The sequence below is a fragment of the Niallia yueguangensis genome (assembly GCF_052663115.1).
Genome location: NZ_JBQTCX010000014.1, coordinates 1 through 21,324 on the forward strand (window position 1 = coordinate 1; position 21,324 = coordinate 21,324).

The 21,324-nt window shown below is 35.4% G+C and carries 15 protein-coding genes; 1 reads left to right on the forward strand and 14 read right to left on the reverse strand.

Annotated elements, in window-relative coordinates; genetic code table 11:
- The 10 genes from ACTYA4_RS13700 to ACTYA4_RS13745 all read right to left on the reverse strand — a co-directional run.
- On the reverse strand, positions 1–207 hold a 207-nt coding region (locus ACTYA4_RS13700), incomplete at its 3' end, for a BMP family ABC transporter substrate-binding protein (RefSeq protein WP_443482460.1).
- A gap of 73 nt (positions 208–280) precedes the next feature.
- On the reverse strand, positions 281–529 hold the full coding sequence (locus tag ACTYA4_RS13705; protein ID WP_443482461.1) for a ferredoxin: 249 nt from the start codon (positions 527–529) through the stop codon (positions 281–283).
- Positions 530–1,050: 521 nt separating this feature from the next.
- Entirely contained in the window at positions 1,051–1,674 is a 624-nt protein-coding gene (locus tag ACTYA4_RS13710) for a YitT family protein (RefSeq protein ID WP_445505687.1), read from the reverse strand.
- 242 nt (positions 1,675–1,916) lie between these two features.
- Positions 1,917–2,363 carry an Lrp/AsnC family transcriptional regulator gene (locus tag ACTYA4_RS13715; RefSeq protein ID WP_443482463.1) on the reverse strand — a complete coding sequence of 149 codons (447 nt, stop codon included), beginning with the start codon at positions 2,361–2,363 and terminating at the stop codon, positions 1,917–1,919.
- 133 nt (positions 2,364–2,496) lie between these two features.
- The gene (locus tag ACTYA4_RS13720; protein ID WP_445505688.1) at positions 2,497–4,092 is read right to left on the reverse strand and encodes an ATP-binding protein; all 1,596 of its coding nucleotides are present in this window, start codon (positions 4,090–4,092) and stop codon (positions 2,497–2,499) included.
- Positions 4,093–4,336: 244 nt separating this feature from the next.
- On the reverse strand, positions 4,337–5,653 hold the full coding sequence (locus tag ACTYA4_RS13725) for an aminotransferase family protein (RefSeq protein WP_443482465.1): 1,317 nt from the start codon (positions 5,651–5,653) through the stop codon (positions 4,337–4,339).
- 1 nt (position 5,654) lies between these two features.
- Positions 5,655–7,250, reverse strand: a complete 1,596-nt coding sequence (locus ACTYA4_RS13730; RefSeq protein ID WP_443482466.1) for an amidohydrolase — start codon at positions 7,248–7,250, stop codon at positions 5,655–5,657.
- 543 nt (positions 7,251–7,793) lie between these two features.
- Positions 7,794–9,242 (reverse strand): MDR family MFS transporter, encoded by a 1,449-nt coding sequence (locus ACTYA4_RS13735; protein WP_443482467.1) that lies wholly within the window; start codon positions 9,240–9,242, stop codon positions 7,794–7,796.
- Between the two features lie 316 nt (positions 9,243–9,558).
- Positions 9,559–9,957 (reverse strand): winged helix-turn-helix transcriptional regulator, encoded by a 399-nt coding sequence (locus tag ACTYA4_RS13740; RefSeq protein ID WP_443482552.1) that lies wholly within the window; start codon positions 9,955–9,957, stop codon positions 9,559–9,561.
- Between the two features lie 118 nt (positions 9,958–10,075).
- Positions 10,076–10,771 (reverse strand): NAD(P)H-dependent oxidoreductase, encoded by a 696-nt coding sequence (locus ACTYA4_RS13745; protein ID WP_443482468.1) that lies wholly within the window; start codon positions 10,769–10,771, stop codon positions 10,076–10,078.
- 392 nt (positions 10,772–11,163) lie between these two features.
- Between ACTYA4_RS13745 and ACTYA4_RS13750 the strand changes: the two genes are divergently transcribed.
- Positions 11,164–13,152 (forward strand): methyl-accepting chemotaxis protein, encoded by a 1,989-nt coding sequence (locus ACTYA4_RS13750; protein WP_443482469.1) that lies wholly within the window; start codon positions 11,164–11,166, stop codon positions 13,150–13,152.
- A 591-nt stretch (positions 13,153–13,743) separates the two neighbouring features.
- Here the strand turns inward: ACTYA4_RS13750 and ACTYA4_RS13755 are convergent.
- The 4 genes from ACTYA4_RS13755 to ACTYA4_RS13770 form a co-directional block, all read right to left on the reverse strand.
- Positions 13,744–15,180, reverse strand: coding sequence for a sensor histidine kinase (locus ACTYA4_RS13755; RefSeq protein WP_443482470.1), 1,437 nt, complete (start codon positions 15,178–15,180; stop codon positions 13,744–13,746).
- Between the two features lie 12 nt (positions 15,181–15,192).
- Complete coding sequence (locus tag ACTYA4_RS13760) at positions 15,193–16,395, reverse strand: beta-ketoacyl-[acyl-carrier-protein] synthase family protein (protein ID WP_445505689.1); 1,203 nt, start codon at positions 16,393–16,395, stop codon at positions 15,193–15,195.
- A gap of 190 nt (positions 16,396–16,585) precedes the next feature.
- Positions 16,586–19,774: an SNF2 helicase associated domain-containing protein gene (locus ACTYA4_RS13765; RefSeq protein ID WP_445505690.1), complete on the reverse strand. Its 3,189-nt coding sequence runs from the start codon at positions 19,772–19,774 to the stop codon at positions 16,586–16,588.
- Positions 19,775–20,322: 548 nt separating this feature from the next.
- Positions 20,323–21,273 carry a TRM11 family SAM-dependent methyltransferase gene (locus ACTYA4_RS13770; RefSeq protein WP_443482473.1) on the reverse strand — a complete coding sequence of 317 codons (951 nt, stop codon included), beginning with the start codon at positions 21,271–21,273 and terminating at the stop codon, positions 20,323–20,325.
- Between the last annotated feature and the right edge of the window lie 51 nt (positions 21,274–21,324).

The window sequence follows — 21,324 nt, forward strand, 5'->3', positions numbered from 1 at the left end:
GTTTTCTTTACCAAATGCCTGCAGCCCTTCCCATGCAGATTGGTTAAAAGATTTATCATCTATGCCACCAAGATCTGTAACCATAGCAGCTTTAAATGCATCTTTATTAGATGAACCTTCATTATTATCTTTTTTACCACAAGCCCCTAAAACAGTCCCAGCAGCTAGTACTAGAGACAACACTAAACCTAATTTACGCTTTTTCAAGATTTGTACCCCCTAATATTATTGTTATAGCAATTCATTACAAGTTTTGATTTTGACTTTTTACCAAATGAAATTATTCATATTTTGATGCATCCCCATCAAAGGATTCCTCCGCAACTTTAATGGAATCTGTCGGGCATCCTTCTTGAGCATCGATTAAGTCATCATAAAAATCTTCTGAAATTTCCACAGTACCAGTATTGTTATCATTAAATGCTTCGGCTAATCCTTCGTCATCATAGTCGAATAAATCTGGAGCAGCTGCTCCGCATGCACCACAAGCGATGCAAGTATCTTTATCAACTATCGTGTATGTACTCATTTTCATTCACCCCCTTATTTAATAGTCCTTTCCTAATAAAAAAGAGCCATGAAAATAGAAGAATTGAAATTCAAACTCCTATTTCCACGGCTCTTCCTTTCTGTAAACAGAAATTAAGCATCCATCGTTTATTTATAATTAGTTGCAGATAAAAACGATTAACGAGTTTTCTACAATCATTATTAATCCGTTATTACATTTTCAAAACAAATTACAGTACAAGTGGTTCCTTATTTCAGATTCATAATTAACTCACCTTATATCGTTACTTTTATACTACTTGGATAGGAGAAACTAGTCTACTATTATGTTAGATTTCCTAACACACTTTTTTTAGAATTATTAGAATATTAAACTTATTTCACCCTCGATGCATTTGTTTTTTTATAACCTAGAAGCTATGAAAACTAATAACTGAAAAAAGAAAAGAAGTACACTTACTGGATCATGTACTTCGCAAAAATTCCCTTTATAATGTTTTCTAGCCTGCCTATTTTATAATCTAAAAAATTGCTTTTTATTTAATTTGCGATCACTTTTGATTTTACCTTATACATCTCTTTATCTTGTTCAGATTGAATACTGTTTGCAATTTTCTTTTTATAAAAACTGATGATGCTTGATGTAAAGAAAATAGAAAGAATGGATAACATTCCTTTCAAAGCTCCAATGAAATAAATGCCGGAAAGGACAACTAGACAATCAAACACAAAATTTACTTTTCCGGGATTCCAATTACATTTCTTTTGTAAAAATAACGCAAGAATATTTAAACCTCCAAGAGATGCTTTATTTAAAAAGAGAATGGACAATCCAAATCCGTTTATTATTCCACCAATAATAGCACCTGCTAATGGATTCATGTTAAAAGCAGGAATAAATTGATCAACGCTTGTCAGCATCGAAACAATAGTAACTGCCAAAATGGTTGATACAGTAAATTTCCACCCCATTTGAATAAAAGAAAAAATATAAAATGGAATATTTATTATAAAAAACAACAATGTAAACGGAAGATTGAAAATATAAGAAAAACTTAATGAAAGTCCTACTGTTCCACCGGTAACTAGATGGGAATGCCTTAAGATAAGCACACCTATACTTAAAATCAAACAACCTAGCAGTATATTTATTATCTTTTTCATCATGAATGCCCCTTATCTATTATTTCGTCATTTCTGATCACTAATAATAGAATAGAATATATTCCGCTCATAATGCATAATATAATGTACATATTTTCTTCATATTATATACGTTATGTACAAAAATAGAACAAACAATATACGTTATGAATTTTACAGTTTCTCTTCAGGTTGCCCCCTTCTCCACAGAAAAAGCGAGCCTAATCATAGACTCGCTTTTTTAACGATTTACATGCTTCTCATTAAGATTTCTTATCTAATGGCTTGATATTTCTATATTTGACAGCTGAGTGCAGTACAATGGAAGTATTAACATTTCCGAATGGAATCAGTCTGTCAACAAGTAATTGAATTCCTTCCATTCCACCTACTGCAGCTTTTAAAAAATGCGAAACATAGCCTGTCATTCGATGGCATTCTAAAATATCTTCATCGTCCTTTATAAACTGTTCAAATTTTTGTGGCGACGTTTTTAGTTCACTTATTTGAATAAACAACAACGTATCTCTGCCTACTTCTTTCGGAGCAATAATTGCACTAAATCGTTCAATAACGCCCTTTTCTTGCAGACGAGACAGTCTTTCATAAATACTTGGGCGACTTAAAGACAAGTGCTTCGATAAGTCGCTAATAGTCATACGTCCATCTTCTTGAAGCAATTTTATTAGCTGCTGATCTATCGTATCCATAAACAGCTCCTTTCCAATTGCATTTATTTTTCTATATTCATATAGAGTTTGTCCAAAAAGTTAAGGAATCCTAGCTGTCGATTTTCTTCAAGACTTCCACGCCTCAACCTTTTCCTCTCTCATTTCCCTCCTTTTACAATGCTTTTTTCGGGATAATGATTTCTACCGTTGTCCCTTTGTTTAGTTCACTTTGAATTTGCAGCTTTCCTTTATGATGTTCTATTATTTTTTTTATGACCATATAACCAAGACCAGTGCCAGTATCCTTTGTTGTATAAAAAGGGGAACCTAGTTTTTCAATCTGGGATTGCTCCATTCCCCATCCATTATCCTGAATTTGAATAATCGCAGTATTTTCTTGTATACACGTACGAACAGAAATTATCCCACCAAAAGGGATAGCTTCCATACTGTTTTTAAACAAATTCATAAACACTTGCTTTAATTGATTTCCATCACAATAGATGATGATTGCTTCTTGTCCAAAATCTTTTTCGATGACAATATTATTCATATTGGCACTTGCCTGAAACAACGAGATAGTCTCGTCTAAAATTTGCTGTAAATCCTTATACTCATAATTTAAAACATGCGGCTTAGACAAAATAAGAAATTCCCCCACAATAAAATTAATACGGTCTAATTCCGACATAATTAAATGGAAGTGGGATTTGTCCTTAAATTCTTTTTCCAAGTATTGAATAAATCCACGGATTGTCGTAAGTGGATTGCGTATTTCATGGGCAACACTTGCCGCCATTTGACCAACGGCTGACAGCTTCTCTGAATTTAATAAAAGCTGCTCCGTCCGCTTACGCTCGGTAAAATCTCTAAATTGAGCAAATGCTCCGACCAATGTGCCATTCTCCTCAAATATAGGAAAACAATCTAACAGAAAAATAAGCTTTTGTCCATCTTCTTTACGAATGTAGGAAATTTCAATATCCGTAAAGGGGCGTTTATTCGATAAAACATCTTGAAGGTATTCTCCAAAATAGTCTAAACGATTAATATTCGCTCCGATAACATGTTCCTTTTTTATCTTTGTCACTAGCTCTGCATATGGGTTAAAGCCGATTAGCTTGCCATCCTGGTCAGATATCAATATTCCATTTCTCGTTGTATCCATGATCATTTGATTTAATCGATTTAATTGGTGGTTCTGCCTAATTAATGCAATCTCTCTTTCTATTGTTTGATTAACCGTAGAAAGAAGGGTAAGCATTAATGGATTTGCGTTTTTTTTGTCCGTCATAATCGCAATGGTTCCAAGTACCTTATCCGCGTTTCGATCCATAATCGGAACACTATAACAGGCGGTAGAATGGAGATGCTGATGAAAATGCTGTTCCCCAATTATTTCGATTTCTTTTTTATATTTTAACGTTAACGATATCGCATCTATTCCACAATCTTTTTCTGTAAAACGAACGCCTTCTACAACGCCGAGATGGGCAGCCGCAGCTTTGCTTCGTTCATCCCCTTGCATTTTTAATAAATATCCTTCTGCATCACAAACACTTGCAACAATAGAAATATCTTTTAATGATAATAAAAATTTATCTAAAAAATAAATAACAACCTCTAATATATCTGCGTATTGTACATGTTTTTGATGTAATGCATCTTTACTTAATTTTTCCAAAAACAGTGTAAAATCTGTTGGTATTAATCCACTTTGATGGCATGCTTTTTTTAATTCTTCAAAATTTATTCCAACACCGTTCATATCCATATACTCCACAATATTTTTATCCTTTAATTGATTAACAAAAAACATTATTCCCCTGATTTTTCTATAATATTGATATATTATAACATAGAAAAATCAGTATTAATTATGAAAGAACAATTAATCTCAGACTTGCTGCCCGTCAAGGTCCAAACATCAGAACATAGACTAATAGGAGGCATATCTATGTTAGATAGCGTAGATCCCCTCTATACAATAGAAAAAAACGGTAATCTGCTTATTAATCAGCGATTACCGTTTTAATTGATTCTTTTAGAATTTTTATGATTTTTTCTATTTCTGCCTTACTAATAATTAAAGGCGGTGCTAAAACAATCGTGTCACTATCATTATAAGTAACACTTCGACATATCAGGCCATTTTTTGCTGCTTCAGCAACCACTTTAGGTGCTATTTTTTCGGAGAAACGCCGCTTTTCTTTTGCATCGGCATATAGTTCAAATCCACCTAATAATCCAATTGCCCGGCTGTCGCCAACATACTCAAGTTCTTCTTCTAGTTGTTTAAACCCTTTCATTAACTCTAACCCCATAAAGTAACTATTTTCCACCAATTTTTCCGTTTCTATTATATGTAAATTTGTATTTGCAATATGGCAAGCAACAGGATGGCCACTGTAAGTAAATCCATGAAATAATGTTCCCGTCGATTTTTCCTTATATACTTGAAAAATCGCTTCTGAGATCAATACACCGCCAAGTGGAAAATATCCGCTCGTTATCCCTTTTGCAAACGTTAATACATCTGGAACAACATCCCAATTTTCCATCCCAAACATTTTCCCAGTTCTCCCAAACCCTGTTATCACTTCATCTGCAATAAATAAAATATCATATTCATCACAAACAGAACGGACTCCTCTTAAATAGTCATCCGTTGGAATAAACATACCGCCAGCTCCCATTACAGGTTCTGCAATAAACGCTGCGATATTTTCCGGCCCTTCTTCCTCTATTACCTTTTTTAATGCCTCCACTGAATCGGAATCTACATGAAGAAAATCTGGTGCAAGAGAATTTGTAACATGATGAAATTCAGGGATTCCTGTTGCACTAGTCGCTCCTGTAGCAACCCCATGATACGCTTTTTGTCTTGATATAATTTTCTTGCGCTGAGGTTTTCCTTGCAATATCCAATAATAGCGAACTAATTTAAATGCAGAGTCATTTGCTTCTGAACCACCTGACGTAAAAAAAACGGTATTTAGATCCCCTGGTGCTAGATTAGCAAGCTTTTCGGCTAGAAGAATGGCAGGCTCATGGCTAAAGGTCGAAAAGGCGGAACTAAAACTTAATTTATTGATTTGCTCCATTGCAGCCATTCCCAGTTCTGTTCTGCCATATCCAATCGCCACATTCCAAAGGGAGGACATTCCTTCTATATATTCCTTCCCATCTGTATCTTTTACATAGATTCCTTTTCCTTCTTCAAAAATAATCGCAGGTCCTTGGTCTTGTTGCTGCTTCACAGAAGAGGTTGGATGAAGAAAATGTTTTTTATCGAGTGCTACTAGCTGTTCCTTATTAAATCTTGTCATTCTATTCCCTCCTCGCACTATAACGAATTTTCCCGCCAATAATCGTCATCTCGATACAAGTATTTTTTATTTCATTAGGATTATATGCCATAAAATCAGAAGGTAATACCGTCATATCTGCTAATTTTCCGATTTCTAGCGACCCTTTGTTTTCTTCATCGAAGGAAGCTCTGGCAGCATAAATAGTATACATTTTTAACGCTTCTTTTAAACTAACGCTGTTTTCTTGAATAAAATCATTTCCATTAGCCGTTTTGCGACAAATAGCAGCGTATATTCCAAGCATTGGTGAACAAGGAGTAATCGGAAAATCGGAGCTTCCAGCTGGAAGTAGTCCATCGTCCATCATTTCCCTCGTTGCAAATACATTTTTCACCAAAGAAGGATGTAAATTTTCTTTGTAAACATCTCCTGCTTGATAAACCAACGCAGGTTGTGGAACTGGAATAACCTCTAGTTCCTTCATTTTCATTCGCAATCCTTTATTTGTCACCATTGCATGCTCAATCCGATGGCGATGGTCTTTGCGAAAGAATTTTTTTAATGTTTTTTCATATGCATTTATAACTTGTTGTACAGCTCGATCGCCAATGGCGTGTATGGCAATCTGATATCCTTTTTGATGGGCTAGCATCACTTTATCTTCTAATTCTTTATCCGTATACATCAGCATTCCTTCTTGATCGGATGAATGATTATATGGAATAGAAACGGCTGCTGTTTTTCCACTGATGGTTCCATCAGCAAACATTTTAACTGGACCAATTTTCAAATAACTATTGCCTGATAAAGGAGACAACCTCATGTCCACTGCTTCCTGAAAAAACTTTTCCAGTATCATCGCATATACGCGAACAGGAAGATTATTTTCTTCCATCATTTCCTGCAGCACATGATATTCTTCCAATGAATCGGAAAAAAAGCCAAGACCCGCTTCATGTACACTTGTAATACCATAAGAAAGATTATGTTCCATTACAAGCTCAATTGCTTTCTTCATTTGTTTTTTTGTATAGGGAGGCATTACTTTTTTAGCAAGATTAATCGCTTCTTCTTTTAATACGCCTGTTGCGTCGCCATTTTGATTTCGTACAATCTCTCCATTTTTCACTATTGTAGCTGCTGTAATCTTCGCAAGCTGTAATACTTTTTTATTCACAACGGCCGTGTGGGCACAATATCTTGTAATAAAAACTGGATTGTTAATGCCCTGAAAGTCGAAAGCATTCGGCTCTCTTCCCTCTTTTAAGTTTGCTTCATCATAACCCCATCCGATAATCCATTCGTCTGATCCTGCCTCCCTTGCTCTTTGGCTAATTACTTTAACCATCTCTTTAATAGAAGATTGATTACAATGAACATACAGTAAATTAAATCCACTAATAAACAAATGCTGATGCGCATCAATAAACCCTGGGACAACGACTTTCCCACCTAAATTAACAACTTCTGTATATGAACCTGCCCATTTTGTTATTTCTTCATTGGAACTTAAAGCAATAATTCGCTCCTTTTTTACTGCGATAGCTTCATATTGATTGTTGTGTTCATCCATTGACATTATTTGACCATTATAAAAGATAGTATCTGCAATCATATTTTTCTCCTTTTTCATCAGAGACTTATCGATATCAATATACTGTCTATTATACACAATTATCATTATTTTCTAAATTTTCAGCACTCTACATTTTAAAAAAGGCACTGTTAAATTTCAGTGTTGATTTATAATGGTCAGGAAATTCACTCGCTTTCCGCGAACGTGCGATAAGCTTCGGAAAAACCCTTTTAACAGAGCTTATTTTCAGAGTAAACACCCATGCAATAAAATTTGCATCATGGCGCATGGAAAGAAGCAGCCTCCACATTTATAGCGCAGAGCAGCGTGAATACACGAAGACTCCTGCGGGAAAGCGAGACAGACGAGACCCTGCAGGAGCGTAGCGACGAAGCGGCTCGGCGCTCGCCCGTGGAAAGCGTAGTGTATTCACGCTGCGGAACTTCTTTTCAGAGTAGCCTATTAAGAAATGCGCAGGCGCCGGAGCTAGACACTAAACTAGGTTCGAAATTTTATATTTTCTTATCATTTAAAAAAAGCAGAACCTTCTCCTTAATAGAAGAAAGTTCTGCTTTTATCTGTTTAATTAGACTGAACTTCACTTTTCTGTTCATTAACTTCAGCTGCTATCGCTTTTTTAATAAAGAGTGCAAGAATAAAAGCAATAATGCTTATGCTTAACGCAAACCAATACGCATGATGCACACCGTATGTCATCGCATCATGTAGAACGTTTTCCGTCGGCTGACCGTTATATTCTTGTACATATTGCTTGCTTTTTCCTGTTAAAATACTTACAAAGATAGAAACACCAAGTGCACCAGAAATAGGCTGCAACGTATTCGCAATCGCTGTTCCATGTGGATATAAATGTGGCGGCAGCTCATTTAAAGCATTTGTTTGTGACGGCATCATTATCGCTGAAATAGAGAACATCAGCAATATATAGACAATGATAAATGCCCAGATAGGAACGGACTCATTAATATTACTATAAAAAATCATGACACCGACTAATACAAATGCACCAGGAATAATTAATTTTCTTGGTCCAAATTTATCAAACAGCATCCCCATCACCGGTGACAAAAGCCCATTCAGCAATGCACCAGGCAAAAGAATCAAACCAGCAAGCCTTGCCGTATATCCAAGAGGCCCTTGGAGATACATTGGCATCACAATTTCAGAAGCAAACATTGCCATAATAACAATGACAAACACGATAACACCAAATGCATAATTTTTATATTTAAATACGCGGACATCTAATAAAGGCTCGTCCAGCTTTAATTGGCGCAGTACAAAGAAAACAAGGCTTATTGCACCAACAAAAATATAAGTTAAAATTTCTGCAGACAGCAACCCATTAGCCGTTTCACCGGCACTGCTGAATCCATACACTAAACCACCTATTCCAATTGTAGAAAGGAATATAGATAAAATATCCACTTTTGGTTTCGTAATTTCCCCAACATTTTGCAAATATTTTAACGCAAATAAAATAGAAAATAACACAAAAGGAATAACAGCAAGGAACAGCCAGCGCCAACCTAAACTATCTACAATTACTCCTGATAATGTCGGACCAATCGCAGGTGCAAACATAATAACTAAACCAAACATCCCCATAATTTTTCCGCGAACTTCAGGTGGGTACAACAATAACAAAGCATTCATAATAACTGGTATTAAAAGGCCTGTTCCAACTGCTTGAATCATTCTGCCAGTTAAAAGCATTGGGAAATTCACCGCACAGCCAGCTATAATGGTTCCAATTAAAAAAATCGTCATAATACCAATAAACATGCGTCTAGTTGTAAACGACTGAATCAATAACGCAGAGATCGGCATTAAAACACCCATCACCAGCATAAAACCAGTTGCCAACCACTGAATGGTTGGAGCATCTACTTTAAATACATTCATTAACTCCGTAAGGGCGATATTAAGTAGTGTTTCATTCAAAATAGCAAAAAACGCACCAATCATAAACGTGATTAAAATTGCTTTCGAATTAATCTTGGATTCCATTCTTATCCTCCAAAAGGTAATTTATTTTCTATCCCTTTCGCTAAATAAACTGCTCTCCATTTATTTACATGAAAGTTCATTCGAATATTTGCTATTTTACCAAACAAGAGTTCTCATTTCAATTCAACTAACGAAAAAAGAACATAATTTTTACAAACATAAGGGAAAAAGTATGTATTATTAGAAAAAAGATAAAAACATAACTATTGCTTATTCTTTTTCTCGAAAAAAAAACTCCAATTTTTGAAAAGATTTACCTTCTCAAAAACCCGAGCTTTTCTTCAGAAACGATCTTTCACATATGTTTTTTCCTGCTTTAGTTACCCGATGAATCAGAAATTTGTTTCTCCTCAACTATATTTTGCTGTTGAAGGAGGAGATTCCGATATTCTTCTCCCCAATCTTTCATTAGCAAAATGATGGGTACAATACTTTTACCAAAATCGGTTAATGAATATTCAACTTTAGGTGGTACTTGATGATATACTTCCCTATGAATAATTCCATCCTTTTCTAATTCTCTAAGCTGCAATGTTAACATACGCTGTGTAATATTGGGGCATATACGTCGAAGCTCATTAAATCTTTTCTCCCCATTAATGAGATGATAAAGAATGACCCCTTTCCATTTACCGCCAATAACGCTTAATGTCAATTCCACAGGACATCCTTCAATCGTCGTACAAGTGCCATGAATTTCTTTACCGTCTTTCATCAAAGCAAGCGGCCTCCTATCTATCCTTTTCTTTTTACTTTATATTATTATGTTAAGAATAGAAATTTTCTAGAGGCTTTTCAACAAAATGAAAGTATATTTTATTAAACGTTATTTTCTACTCTATCCACTGAATCACTTGTTCTTTTGATTGTCTTGTTTTATCTCGAGGTTCTTTTACTCGGAAACCAAATGCAACCATACAGGATATGCCAAACTGTTCCGTATTTATTACTCCTTCTTCAGCTAAAATCTGTTCAACTTTATCTTTATCAAACCCTTCAATTGGACAAGAGTCTATGCCGATTTGTGCTGCGGCAGTCATCATATTGCCTAGTGCAATATAAGTTTGTCTGCATCCCCATTCAAACATTGCTCGTTCATTGCTTAGCAGATCAAAATCTTCTTCTAAAAACTTATGATACAAACTGCCTTTTCCTTTTACGACCTCTTCTGGCAGCTGTTGAATAGATCTCATCATATTCATGATATGCTCTGAGTCAGCTACCATTTCTTTCGGTGTTCTTGATAAAATAATGACAAAATGGCTAGATGTTGGCAATTGCTTTTGCCCTCCCCAAGTTACCGGTAATAACTTTTCTCTTAATTGCTCATTTTGCACGACAACAAACTTCCATGGCTCAAATCCAAAAGAGCTTGGCGACAATCTGCCAGTTTCTAAAATAAAGTCAAAATCCTCTTTGCTAATCTTTTTTTCTGGATCAAATTCTTTTGTAGCGTGTCTGTATTCGTATGCTTGCAATACCTCTTCTTTTTTAGTAGTCGTTAGTACACTTTCATTTTTTGTAGTCATTAAAATACAACTCCTTTTATTTAGGTTAGTTGAAAAACAACTTAATCAAAGTATAATTCATGGACAACAAACTTGTAAGTACGCACATTCTTTATAGGTAGTATCGTTTTTTATACTATGAACTTATATTAACTACATACTAAACTGCTATTCTCATCTTTTTTATTATTTGTGCATTGTTTATCAAGCATTCATTACACACTTCAATCATTAGCAACTATATAAAGATAATAAATAAATAAATAAATAAATAAATATAAAAGGATTTAACTTTATTTCATAAAAGAACTTCACTTTTTAAAAAATTTGTCGAAAATAATAATAAATACAATTTATTATTGCTATTTTAGAATAACCATAAATTTTACAGCAATAAAAAAGGGGATATGTTAATGGAAAAATCAAAAAAAAAGAAGTTCACTTTCAACTTAAGCACTAAACTGTATATTACGTTTGCTCTCATCCTTCTTATTCCAACCATTACGGTTGGGCTTCTATCCTATGATAGCGCAAAAAAAGAATTGGGTGATAATTTACTAAAAACGGCAGAAGAGAACGTAAACTTATTAAATTCCAATATTAATACTACGATTTCACCTAAAATTCATGATATTCAATATTTCGCCGAACAAATTACGGCAGAATCTTTAAAGGATGGCAAATCTTCTTCCCAAGTTGTGACAAGTTTCAAACAGTATATTAATCTTCATCCCGAAATTCAATCGATTTATATTGGCACACCAAAGGGAGAAACAATTATGTATCCGATTTCGGATATGCCTGATGGCTACGATCCAAGACAACGCCCTTGGTATCAAGATGCCATGCAAAAAAAAGGAGAAGTTGTCGTAACAAGCCCTTACGTGGATGCAGGAACGGAAGAAATGGTGGTTACGATTACAAAAGTATTAAATGATGGGGCCGGAGTAATTGCAGTCGATATTAATATTAAAAATCTTAAAAAGACAGCAGAAGAAGTAAACATCGGAAAAAGCGGCTATGCTGTTTTACTCGATTCGCAGCAAAACTATATTGTAAGTCCAAGTGAAAAAGCTGGCACTAAAGCAAAAGAAGATTTCTTTCAAAAGCTTTATGCAGAAAAATCTGGTGAACTTTATTACGATTACAAAGGATCAGAAAAAATCATGTACTTTTCCACCAATGAACAAACTGGTTGGAAGATTGCAGGTACATTGTTAATTTCTGAAATTGCTGATGACTCAAAACCTATTTTGAAGACTACATTAATCGTTATTGCTGTTGCTATTATTATTAGTGCATGTATTATTATGTGGATTGTACACTCTATCGTATCAAGATTAAAAGCTTTACAACAAAAAGCACAAACGGTTAGTAAGGGTGATTTAACAGAAACGATTGAAATCAAACGACATGATGAAATCGGCAACTTGGCACAAGCCTTTCAAGAGATGCAAGAAAGCTTGAGACATACATTACAAACAATCGAAGACCATGCCCTGCAAGTAAGCTCTTCTGCTGAAGAACTAAATGCAAGCTCTTCACAGACAAGTGAAGCAACAGAACAAGTGGCAGCTGCCATACAAGACGTTGCAAGCAGTGCGGAAAAACAAACAATGGAAATTGATAAAAATAATGCTTCCATAGAAAAAATTTCAAAGGGAAGCTCATATATTTCAGACAGTACTTTAGAAGTTGCTGAATTAACAAAAGATACAACAAAAATGGCGGAAGAGGGCGAAAAAGCTGTCTTAGAAACAGTTGATCAGATGAGTTTGATTCACAATTCTGTAATAGAGTCGAATGATATGATCCGTTCTTTATCAGACCGTTCGAAAGAAATTGGTTCCATATTGGGTGTTATCACTAGCATCTCCGAACAAACGAATCTATTGGCTCTTAATGCAGCCATTGAAGCGGCTAGAGCTGGAGAAGCAGGCAAAGGATTTGCTATTGTAGCTGATGAAGTGAGAAAATTAGCAGAGCAGTCCCAACTGTCCGCTAAAAAAATAGCAGAATTAATTCAAGCCATTCAAAAAGATACAGAAAACACTGTACAAAAAATGTCTACAGTAGTAGATAACGTAAAAGATGGCTTAATAGTTTCAGAAGATGCGATAAAAAAATTCACGGAAATATTATCTAGCATGCAAGAAATCACGCCTAAAATAGAAACTGTATCAAGCACCATTCAGCAAATGGCTGGCGGCATTCAAGAAGTAGAAGCAACTTCATTTACAATATCGGATATTGCCAAAAACAATGCAGCAGCATCAGAAGAAGTGGCAGCATCAACAGAAGAGCAGCTTGCAACAATGGAAGAAATATCCTCTTCAGCAAGCACTCTTTCTTCTATGGCTGAGGAATTAAATGACTTATTAGCAAAATTTAGATTTAAATAATCTGCCATTCTATTTAAAAATCTACGGAAATTTTGAACTGCACCCTAATTGTTAGACACAACTAACAATTAGCGGTGTAGTTTTTTTAAGGCTGTTTTCGTATAGATTGTTGCTTTTAAACTCGCAGCCCGAATACAATTCGTCCGTTTAGCGAGCGTCGAGCCTCCTCACTCGTACCTCGAGGCCACTGAAAAAGTGAATGCTATAAAATATAGGTAGTGACAATCCAAGCAACGCAGAGCAGAGGTTTTCGTTCGGTTTGCCGAGGCTTACCACACGCTTTCCGCGGGGCGAGCGCCGAGCCGCTTCGTCGCTACGCTCCTGCAGGGTCTCGCCTGTCTCGCTAATCCCGCAGGAGTCGTGCGGACGCCTCTCCTAACCAAAATGATGGTCGTTTTCAAACTCTCTATACCATTTTTACCCTAATAAATTTGAATGAGCCATTCTATAATAGAAATATAGAATGGCTCTGACGTTTAGGAACAAAAACTAAACCAAAGAAATTTTCATACATGCACTACAATAGCCTTTACATACATATTTTGGGTTATAAACAATTTAATTTTGTTAGGTATGGCAAACTATTATATCTTATATTTTGAAGTCACTAAATATAAATTGTGGTAAAATAATTAGGAGGTTTGTTCCATTTGAACTACTATCTACTACCTTTATATCTCCACGATGTTCAAACATAATTTTTTTTACAAATGGTAAGCCTAAACCAAATCCTTCTTTTTTATCGGTAATAAATGGATCAAAAATAGTTTCCCAGTTTTCTATAGGTATCCCTTTTCCCGTATCGATAATGTTTAAAAGAATCATGTCAGCTTCAACATTTGTAGAAATCGTTATTTTTCTTAAACCTCTATCTTTCGGAATTGCTTCCACACTATTTTTGATTAGATTAATCAACACTTGCTTTAAATAAGTCTGATTTACATAAGCTTTTAAAGTTTTATATTTTCTAACAAAAGATACTTCTACTGAATTTTCTTTTGTTAATTCTTTCGTTAGTTTAATGGCATCATCTATTATTTCATTTAAATCAACCATTTTGTAGTCAATTGAATTATTTTTTATATACTTCATATAATTTTGTATTAATTCATCAATTTGTTGTGTTGCAGTATGAATCATTGAATTCATTCTATAACCCTGTTTAGGTAATGCCTCTAATTCACTCAACAATTTTGAATAACCATTTATAACGACTAGTGAATTTTTCACTTCATGAACTAAACTAGCTGTTAAATTCCCTGTATAATCTAATTTTTTTTGACGCTCAATCAAACGATTATAATTTACTGTCATCATCGTATTTATTCTCAGAAAAGAAAAAATAATGATAACAGAAAATATAATTACTCCTAAACTACTATATAGCGCCCCTGTTCCGGGAGTAAAATTAAGCGACCCGAATACAATTAATAAAAAAGAGCATAAGAAAAAAGTACTTAAAAAATCCTTATAGTAATTATTTTGAAGATTTTTAGCAATGATATAGGAAAAAGCTAACAACATAACAAAACCAACGATATGAATAAAATACAAAAAGTGAAGTGGTCCGTATTGCGGGAAATAATAATACGTATTAGTTTGTAGAATCTCTAAATCTTTTAATCCCCTTACCCCGAGTTCGGTCATATTTAGAATATAAATGATTGTGCTCCAAATAAACAACAACACTAACACTTTCTTATTAAACATAAATAATAGAAACCGATTAAAAAAAGTATTTTTAAGATTAACTGCATGCTTCGTTAAAGAAATATATGCGACATAAAAAACCAAAGGCACCAAAAATGTTGGTCCAGCTCTAAAAATCCTAAAAACCCATAATATAAGCGATTCTGAAAAAATACCTTTTAAATATAAAACGGCAATATCCAACTGCCATAAACTAATGGCAAGCATATAAAATAATAAAGGAATTGCCAATTTTGAACCTTTATACAATTTTAATACAGAAACCGCTAATACTGTTGGAATAATTCCTATAATAGCGGTTAAAAACGAAATGATCAAAATTTCCACCTACTAGTATTGATAACTTTTTACATAACAGCATGCATTATTGCCCCCAAGACCATGATTCGTTACTGCTACTTCATTAACCTCTTGATAAATAGTTTTCGTAATAATATTCATCTCTTCAAAACCATCTTTTTTCGTGCGAATGGTTGGAGGTATAAACCCACAGTTAATACTTATCAGGGAGGATATGACTTGCAATACCCCGCAAGCACCATAAGGATTTCCAATCATGCTCTTAATGGACGTATAAGGGACCTTGTGATTATATAAAACCTTGGAAGCATACTCTTCAATTCTATCGTTTATATTTATTCCCAACGCCTGACTGTTTATATAATCGGGGTTTCTGTCTTTGCTAACTTCTTTAAGAGCCCGAACCATTTGTTCACCAGTTTCATCTATGGAATAAATATAAGCTCCATCATTATACGATACAACATTCTCTATTTCACCTAGTATATCAACATTTCTTTTTAATGCATCTGCTTCTCTTTCTAGAATAATAATTCCAGAGCCCTCAGCTATTGCAAATCCACTGCTTTGTTGACTAAATGGGACAGCCCCTACATCTAAATCCTGATTTATCGATATGGACTTGGTCTTAGCAAATCCATAGGTACCAATTTTACTAATAAGGCTATCCGAACCCCCAACTACAGCTATATCAATACTGCCGCTTTTTAGATACATCATCGCATCCTGTATAGCCTCTAAACTAGAGGTGCATCCAGTGGTTATTGTTTTGGTTATTCCTTTTATGCCTAAGTAGTGAGCGATAGCAGAAGTAATACTATGATAATTAGCAAAGTGAGAAAAAATAATAGGTACTTTTCTAAGATTATCTTGATTAATATTCATTAAAGATTCCTGGTATACCTTTTCACCAATTGCTCCCACTGATACACCTAAAAAAATTCCAACCTTTTTATCGGATAAATTAGATAGTTTAGCATGTTTTATTGCTTCCATTCCAGCCATCATACCAAGAAGAGTAACCCTTGGTAATCTTTTGAATTTTTTATTAGACTCAAATTCCTCTAATCCTTCTTTTATCTGCCCAATAATAGTAGTTTCTCTATTGGGTAAAAGAGTTGATACAGATTCTAAACAACAGACTCCAATTTTTAAATTAGATATAAATTCTGCAGCGTTATTTGTACGCGGGGCTTTTACTCCATAACCGGTTACAACTATTTTATCTTTCAATATTTTCACCCTTTTATATTTAATTTAAAGTTCCTTTAAATAATTATACAAAAGGCAGTATGATTGTCATAGATATATATATCTAGAAAACACTAAATATTTTCATTTACTAACCATTTATTTTATGCTCCCAAGAATGCAACAAAATTCTCTGTTTCTTCATGTATCCAACTAATCAAAAAACGGGAAGTTAATCGATCCCTAATAAATCTTTTACATCCGCTTCTGTTAAGGTAGATAGCAGCTGCTCTTCTGAATCGATGATTTCGTTAATAAGATGCCTTTTTTTCTCTTGCAGTTCATTTATTTTTTCTTCGATTGTGCCTCTAGCAACTAATTTAATTACTTGTACAGTATTTTTTTGTCCGATCCGGTGGGCACGATCGGCAGCTTGTTCTTCCACTGCTGGATTCCACCATGAATCATACAAAATAACCGTATCTGCAGTCATTAAGTTTAAACCAGTACCTCCAGCTTTTAAGGAAATAAGGAAAAAATCACATTCCCCTATATTAAAGCGACGGCATAATTCCACCCGTTCTTCTGAAGGAGTCCGCCCATCTAAATAAAAGAATCGCACTTCCCTTATTGCTAGCTCTCTTCCAATCAACTCAAGCATTTTCGTAAATTGGGAAAAAATCAATACCCTTCTTTTCGATTGTTTCGCTTCTTCTACCATGGTCATTAACTGTTCAAATTTTGCAGAGCTGCCTTGATAACCGTCCACAAACAGTCGCGGATGACAACATATTTGCCGCAATCTTGTTAATCCTGCCAAAATTCTAATCTTATTTTTCCGTAATGTATCCTTGTCAAGATGCTTTAATGTATCATGACGCAGTTTTGCCAAATACGCTCCATATAATTTTTTCTGTTCAAGAAGCATATCCGTTGATTCCTGCCATTCGATTTTTTCTGGAAGCTCCGTGAGGACATCTTCCTTTAGACGACGGAGCATAAATGGACGAATTCGTTTTGCAATATTTTTTCTTGTTAAATGGCTGTACTCTTTTAACCCTGAAAAAAGGGAAGGAAAAACAACGTGAAAAATAGACCAAAGCTCTTCTGAAGCATTCTCCACAGGTGTCCCCGTTAAAGCAAATCGGTAATCTGCCTTGATTTTTTTTACTGTTTTTGCTGTCTGAGTGAACGGATTTTTAAAATATTGCGCTTCATCAAAAATAACCGAATGAAAGTTTTGTTTTTCAAACCAAGTGCTGTCTTTTCGTAATAATGGATAGGAAGTAATCACTACATCTATTTCCCTTAAATCCTTCTGTAGCTTCATCCGTTCGGTTTTATTGCCGTCCATCACAACTACTTGTGTTTCAGGAGCAAATTTCATCCATTCATTCAACCAGTTATATGTCAATGATGATGGGCAAACAATTAATGCTGGAAGATTTTCTCTCCTAATCGTCTTAAGCTCTGATAAAATAAATGCAATGCTCTGCAATGTTTTCCCAAGTCCCATATCATCCGCAAGAATGCCGCCAAATCCGTAATAAGCCAATGTCTTCATCCAGTTAAATCCTATTTTTTGATAGTCCTTAAGGATAGGTTCTATATTTTTTGGCACATCAAAGTTCATACTGCCTGGCTTCTGCAAAATTGCTGCAAATTCGCGGAAAGACTCCGTTTTCTCCAACAAATGATTCTCTTCCAAAAACGCAGCAAGTGGAAAACTTTGATGGATGGATAAATCTACACCATTGATAAGATCCTCTTGCTGAATTTGCGGCGATTGCAAAAATCGCTGTATCTCTTCCATTTCTCTTGTTTCCAAGGAGAGAAGTGATCCATTTCTTAAACGGTAGTATTTTCGTTTTTCTTCCAGTGCAGTTAAAATATCCCGTATCTCTTTTTCTGGGAAATCCATATTAAATTTAAACTCGAGCCAATTGGTCCGCTCTTTTTTTATGCTTACCTTAATCATCGGTTTGGCATTTTCCCGAAAAATTCTGTTTCTGACTGCAGTTGTAGCATACACTTGAACTATTTTTTTTAGTGTGGGAAGAGTGTGATATAAAAAAGCATATTCTAAACCTTCATTTTGCAAGATATAGCCGCTGTCTGTTTTGGAAAAAGAGCTGTTCTCCATTAATTTGAGGATTTCCATTTCTTTTTCAACATCCCGCAATAAAAATCCATTTTCCAAAACCTCTTTCTTTTCCAATGGATTCAATACAATATGGCCATAGTGAAATTCTAATGCAGCAAGCAAACGGTTGTTTACCCGGTCCAAATATAATTTAGCAATCAGCTGATCTGTTTGAAACTGCTTCGCTGCTGCACTGCCTACCTCCACAGCTCCCAACTTTTTTAAACCTGGAGCTACTTTTTCTAGAAAAAAATCAACCTGTTTTTTTTCAAATGGTATACTATTTGTTCCAGCTTTGTAGAGCATTTCTTGTAAATGTACAAGCCTCTGACAATCTTGATTTTCGAGCTGCGTTAATTTTCCCTCTGTAAAGACAGATTGGTAAGCAGGCAAAATGATTATTTTATGAAACCCAGATATGTTTAGCCGATAGTTTTTCCCTGCTGTTTCAACAAACTCAAATGTCAATGGAAGCCGCTCAATTGATACATGGAAACCAGCATAGCGGCATCCGCCATACTCTACCGTTACATTTGGGAGATTTTTAAGGGAAGGAACAAGTCGATCAAAAGAGGATGGCGGCAAAAGAAAGATTTCACTGCTTATCCCTTCAATCTCTTTCATTTTATCTATAAACAACTTTTCATCCTCTCTCATAGAAACAAGCTGTCCAATAACGGCATCTATTTCTGCTGGAAAGCAATGAAGCTGCTGATCAAATGTAAAACCTGGGGAAAGTTTGTACGGCTTTCCTTCTTTTATATGGCTTAAAAAAGAAGAAATATTCATCACTTTCGTTGATCCAATCTTTATGTCTATTCCAAGCAGCTGCGGCTCCTTTTCTTTACCAATCAATCGGCAAGTAAAATCCACCTCAAGTACTTCTCTGTTTTCAAAATGGCTTTGATGACCGCTTGAACGTATAGGTTTTTCATCAAATAATTGCAATAATCCTTCTGTTAATGGATGCTGATGTATAATTGGAACGGTGCCATTTCGTTCATGTTCCAGCACAGCAAGCAGTACTGCGGCAATATGCTGACATTCCCGATCAAAAGAAGCTAATTTTGGACAGCTGCATTCCGATTGCATCCCTCCATCACCATCCGTTTTAATTGTGATATAAAAATCATCGCCTCCTTTTACGATTGCTTTACAACCGTTTGCTTGATATTCCGTAAATTCGACTTTATTATTTTGATAAAAAGAATCCCCTCTTTTGAAGGAGACGGTGCCACATAATTCTTTAATGATTTTTTGATTTAGCTTTATGTTCAAAAACGGTTCTCCTCCTGTAGAAATTCTATTTCTATTTGAAAAGCTCTGTTAAACTTGCCTGTTGATTTCCACTGCAGGCATTCGCTTTCCGCGGGCGGTCCGGGAGCCTCCTCGGCGCTGTGCGGAGGCCACTGAAAAAGTGAATGCTATAATATATAGGTAGTGACAATCCAAGCAACGCAGAGGTTTTCGTTCGGTTTTCCGAGGCTTACCACACGCTTTCCACGGGGCGAGCGCCGAGCCTCCTCGTCGCCTTGCTCCTGTGGGGTCTCGCCTGTCTCGCTAATCCCGCAGGAGTCGTGCGGACGCCTCTCCTAACCAACATGATGGTCGTTTCCAAACTATCTATTCCATTTTTATCCTAATAAATTTAAGTGTTTCACCTATAATTATATCTAATAAAACACTTTTTCAGTGCCGTCGCTGTGCGCCTGTGGGGTCTCCCTTTGACTCGCTTTTCCCGCAGGAGTCTCACGCCTTCCGCTCCAATCAACAAAGTTTTAAAATCAACAATTAGCTTTAACACAGCCATTTGAAAAAAACAATGTTTACTCACAAACCAACACTTGTCTGATAAAATTTCCTTTTTTTGCAACTGCACGATCCTTAATTATAAATCCTGCTTCTTTTATAAAAAAATCGATCTCTTCTACCGTAATAATAACGGCTTTGTCTGCAAAACGGCGGGCGTATTGCAGCATTTCCAATTTCGTTTCAGAAGGCAAAACAGAACAAAGATTATATGGCATATCGATTATAGCAACATCATAATGAGTTTCTATATCCCGTATATCCATTAACCTTACTTCGCCTTCTAGTCCAAAAAAAGCGATATTTTCCCGTGCTCCTCCCGTTACAAGAGGGTTTCTGTCACTGCCGACAATGTCTATCCCCATCGATAATGCTTCTATTAAAACAGTTCCAATTCCGCAGCAAGGGTCAATCACTTTTTTTCCTTTTGGATTCGGGACAGCAATATTCACTACCGCTCTTGCCACACGTGTGCTAAGAGCAGTTGAATATTGTTGTGGTTTTGATTGATGCTTCAGCCAAATCGACTCGCTTTTATGATAATTTCCAAATACCAAGCCATCCTTTACAGGCATCACTGCAAACAAATGTTCAGGGTCTACTAAATTGACCGTTCCTTTTATCTCCATTCCTATCATTCTTGCCATTTCTCGTCTTTTTTCAAACGGAAATTCCCCTCGAAAATCAGGATTTTCGATAAAAATAACTTTAAAGGTAGTATCTTTAATGTGCAAGTCCCTGACCTGACATATTATTTCCTCCACACTTTTTCCTTTATATAAAAGATCTATTCTGTCTTTTATAAATGGACTGCGACTTGGATCTATCCGCAACGGACTTTCTATTAACAAGGTTTCACTATCAACATGGAACAATGACCGCATTTCCAATCTGCATAATGATATTTCATCCTCATGACACGCATATGTATATAAATAATTTAATGGTCGTTCATTATGATCGATCAATCTTTTCCCGCCTAACATGCTGTTTATTTTCTTATTATAATGGAAAAAATC

Excerpts from the sequence above, each read along its gene's own strand:
- ACTYA4_RS13735 (WP_443482467.1), bottom strand. The coding sequence starts at position 9,242 with ATGGAATCCAAGATTAATTCGAAAGCAATTTTAATCACGTTTATGATT.
- ACTYA4_RS13705 (WP_443482461.1), bottom strand. The coding sequence starts at position 529 with ATGAGTACATACACGATAGTTGATAAAGATACTTGCATCGCTTGTGGT.
- ACTYA4_RS13725 (WP_443482465.1), bottom strand. The coding sequence starts at position 5,653 with ATGACAAGATTTAATAAGGAACAGCTAGTAGCACTCGATAAAAAACAT.
- ACTYA4_RS13730 (WP_443482466.1), bottom strand. The coding sequence starts at position 7,250 with ATGATTGCAGATACTATCTTTTATAATGGTCAAATAATGTCAATGGAT.
- ACTYA4_RS13750 (WP_443482469.1), top strand. The coding sequence starts at position 11,164 with ATGGAAAAATCAAAAAAAAAGAAGTTCACTTTCAACTTAAGCACTAAA.
- ACTYA4_RS13710 (WP_445505687.1), bottom strand. The coding sequence starts at position 1,674 with ATGAAAAAGATAATAAATATACTGCTAGGTTGTTTGATTTTAAGTATA.
- ACTYA4_RS13740 (WP_443482552.1), bottom strand. The coding sequence starts at position 9,957 with ATGAAAGACGGTAAAGAAATTCATGGCACTTGTACGACGATTGAAGGA.
- ACTYA4_RS13720 (WP_445505688.1), bottom strand. The coding sequence starts at position 4,092 with ATGAACGGTGTTGGAATAAATTTTGAAGAATTAAAAAAAGCATGCCAT.
- ACTYA4_RS13745 (WP_443482468.1), bottom strand. The coding sequence starts at position 10,771 with ATGACTACAAAAAATGAAAGTGTACTAACGACTACTAAAAAAGAAGAG.
- ACTYA4_RS13715 (WP_443482463.1), bottom strand. The coding sequence starts at position 2,363 with ATGGATACGATAGATCAGCAGCTAATAAAATTGCTTCAAGAAGATGGA.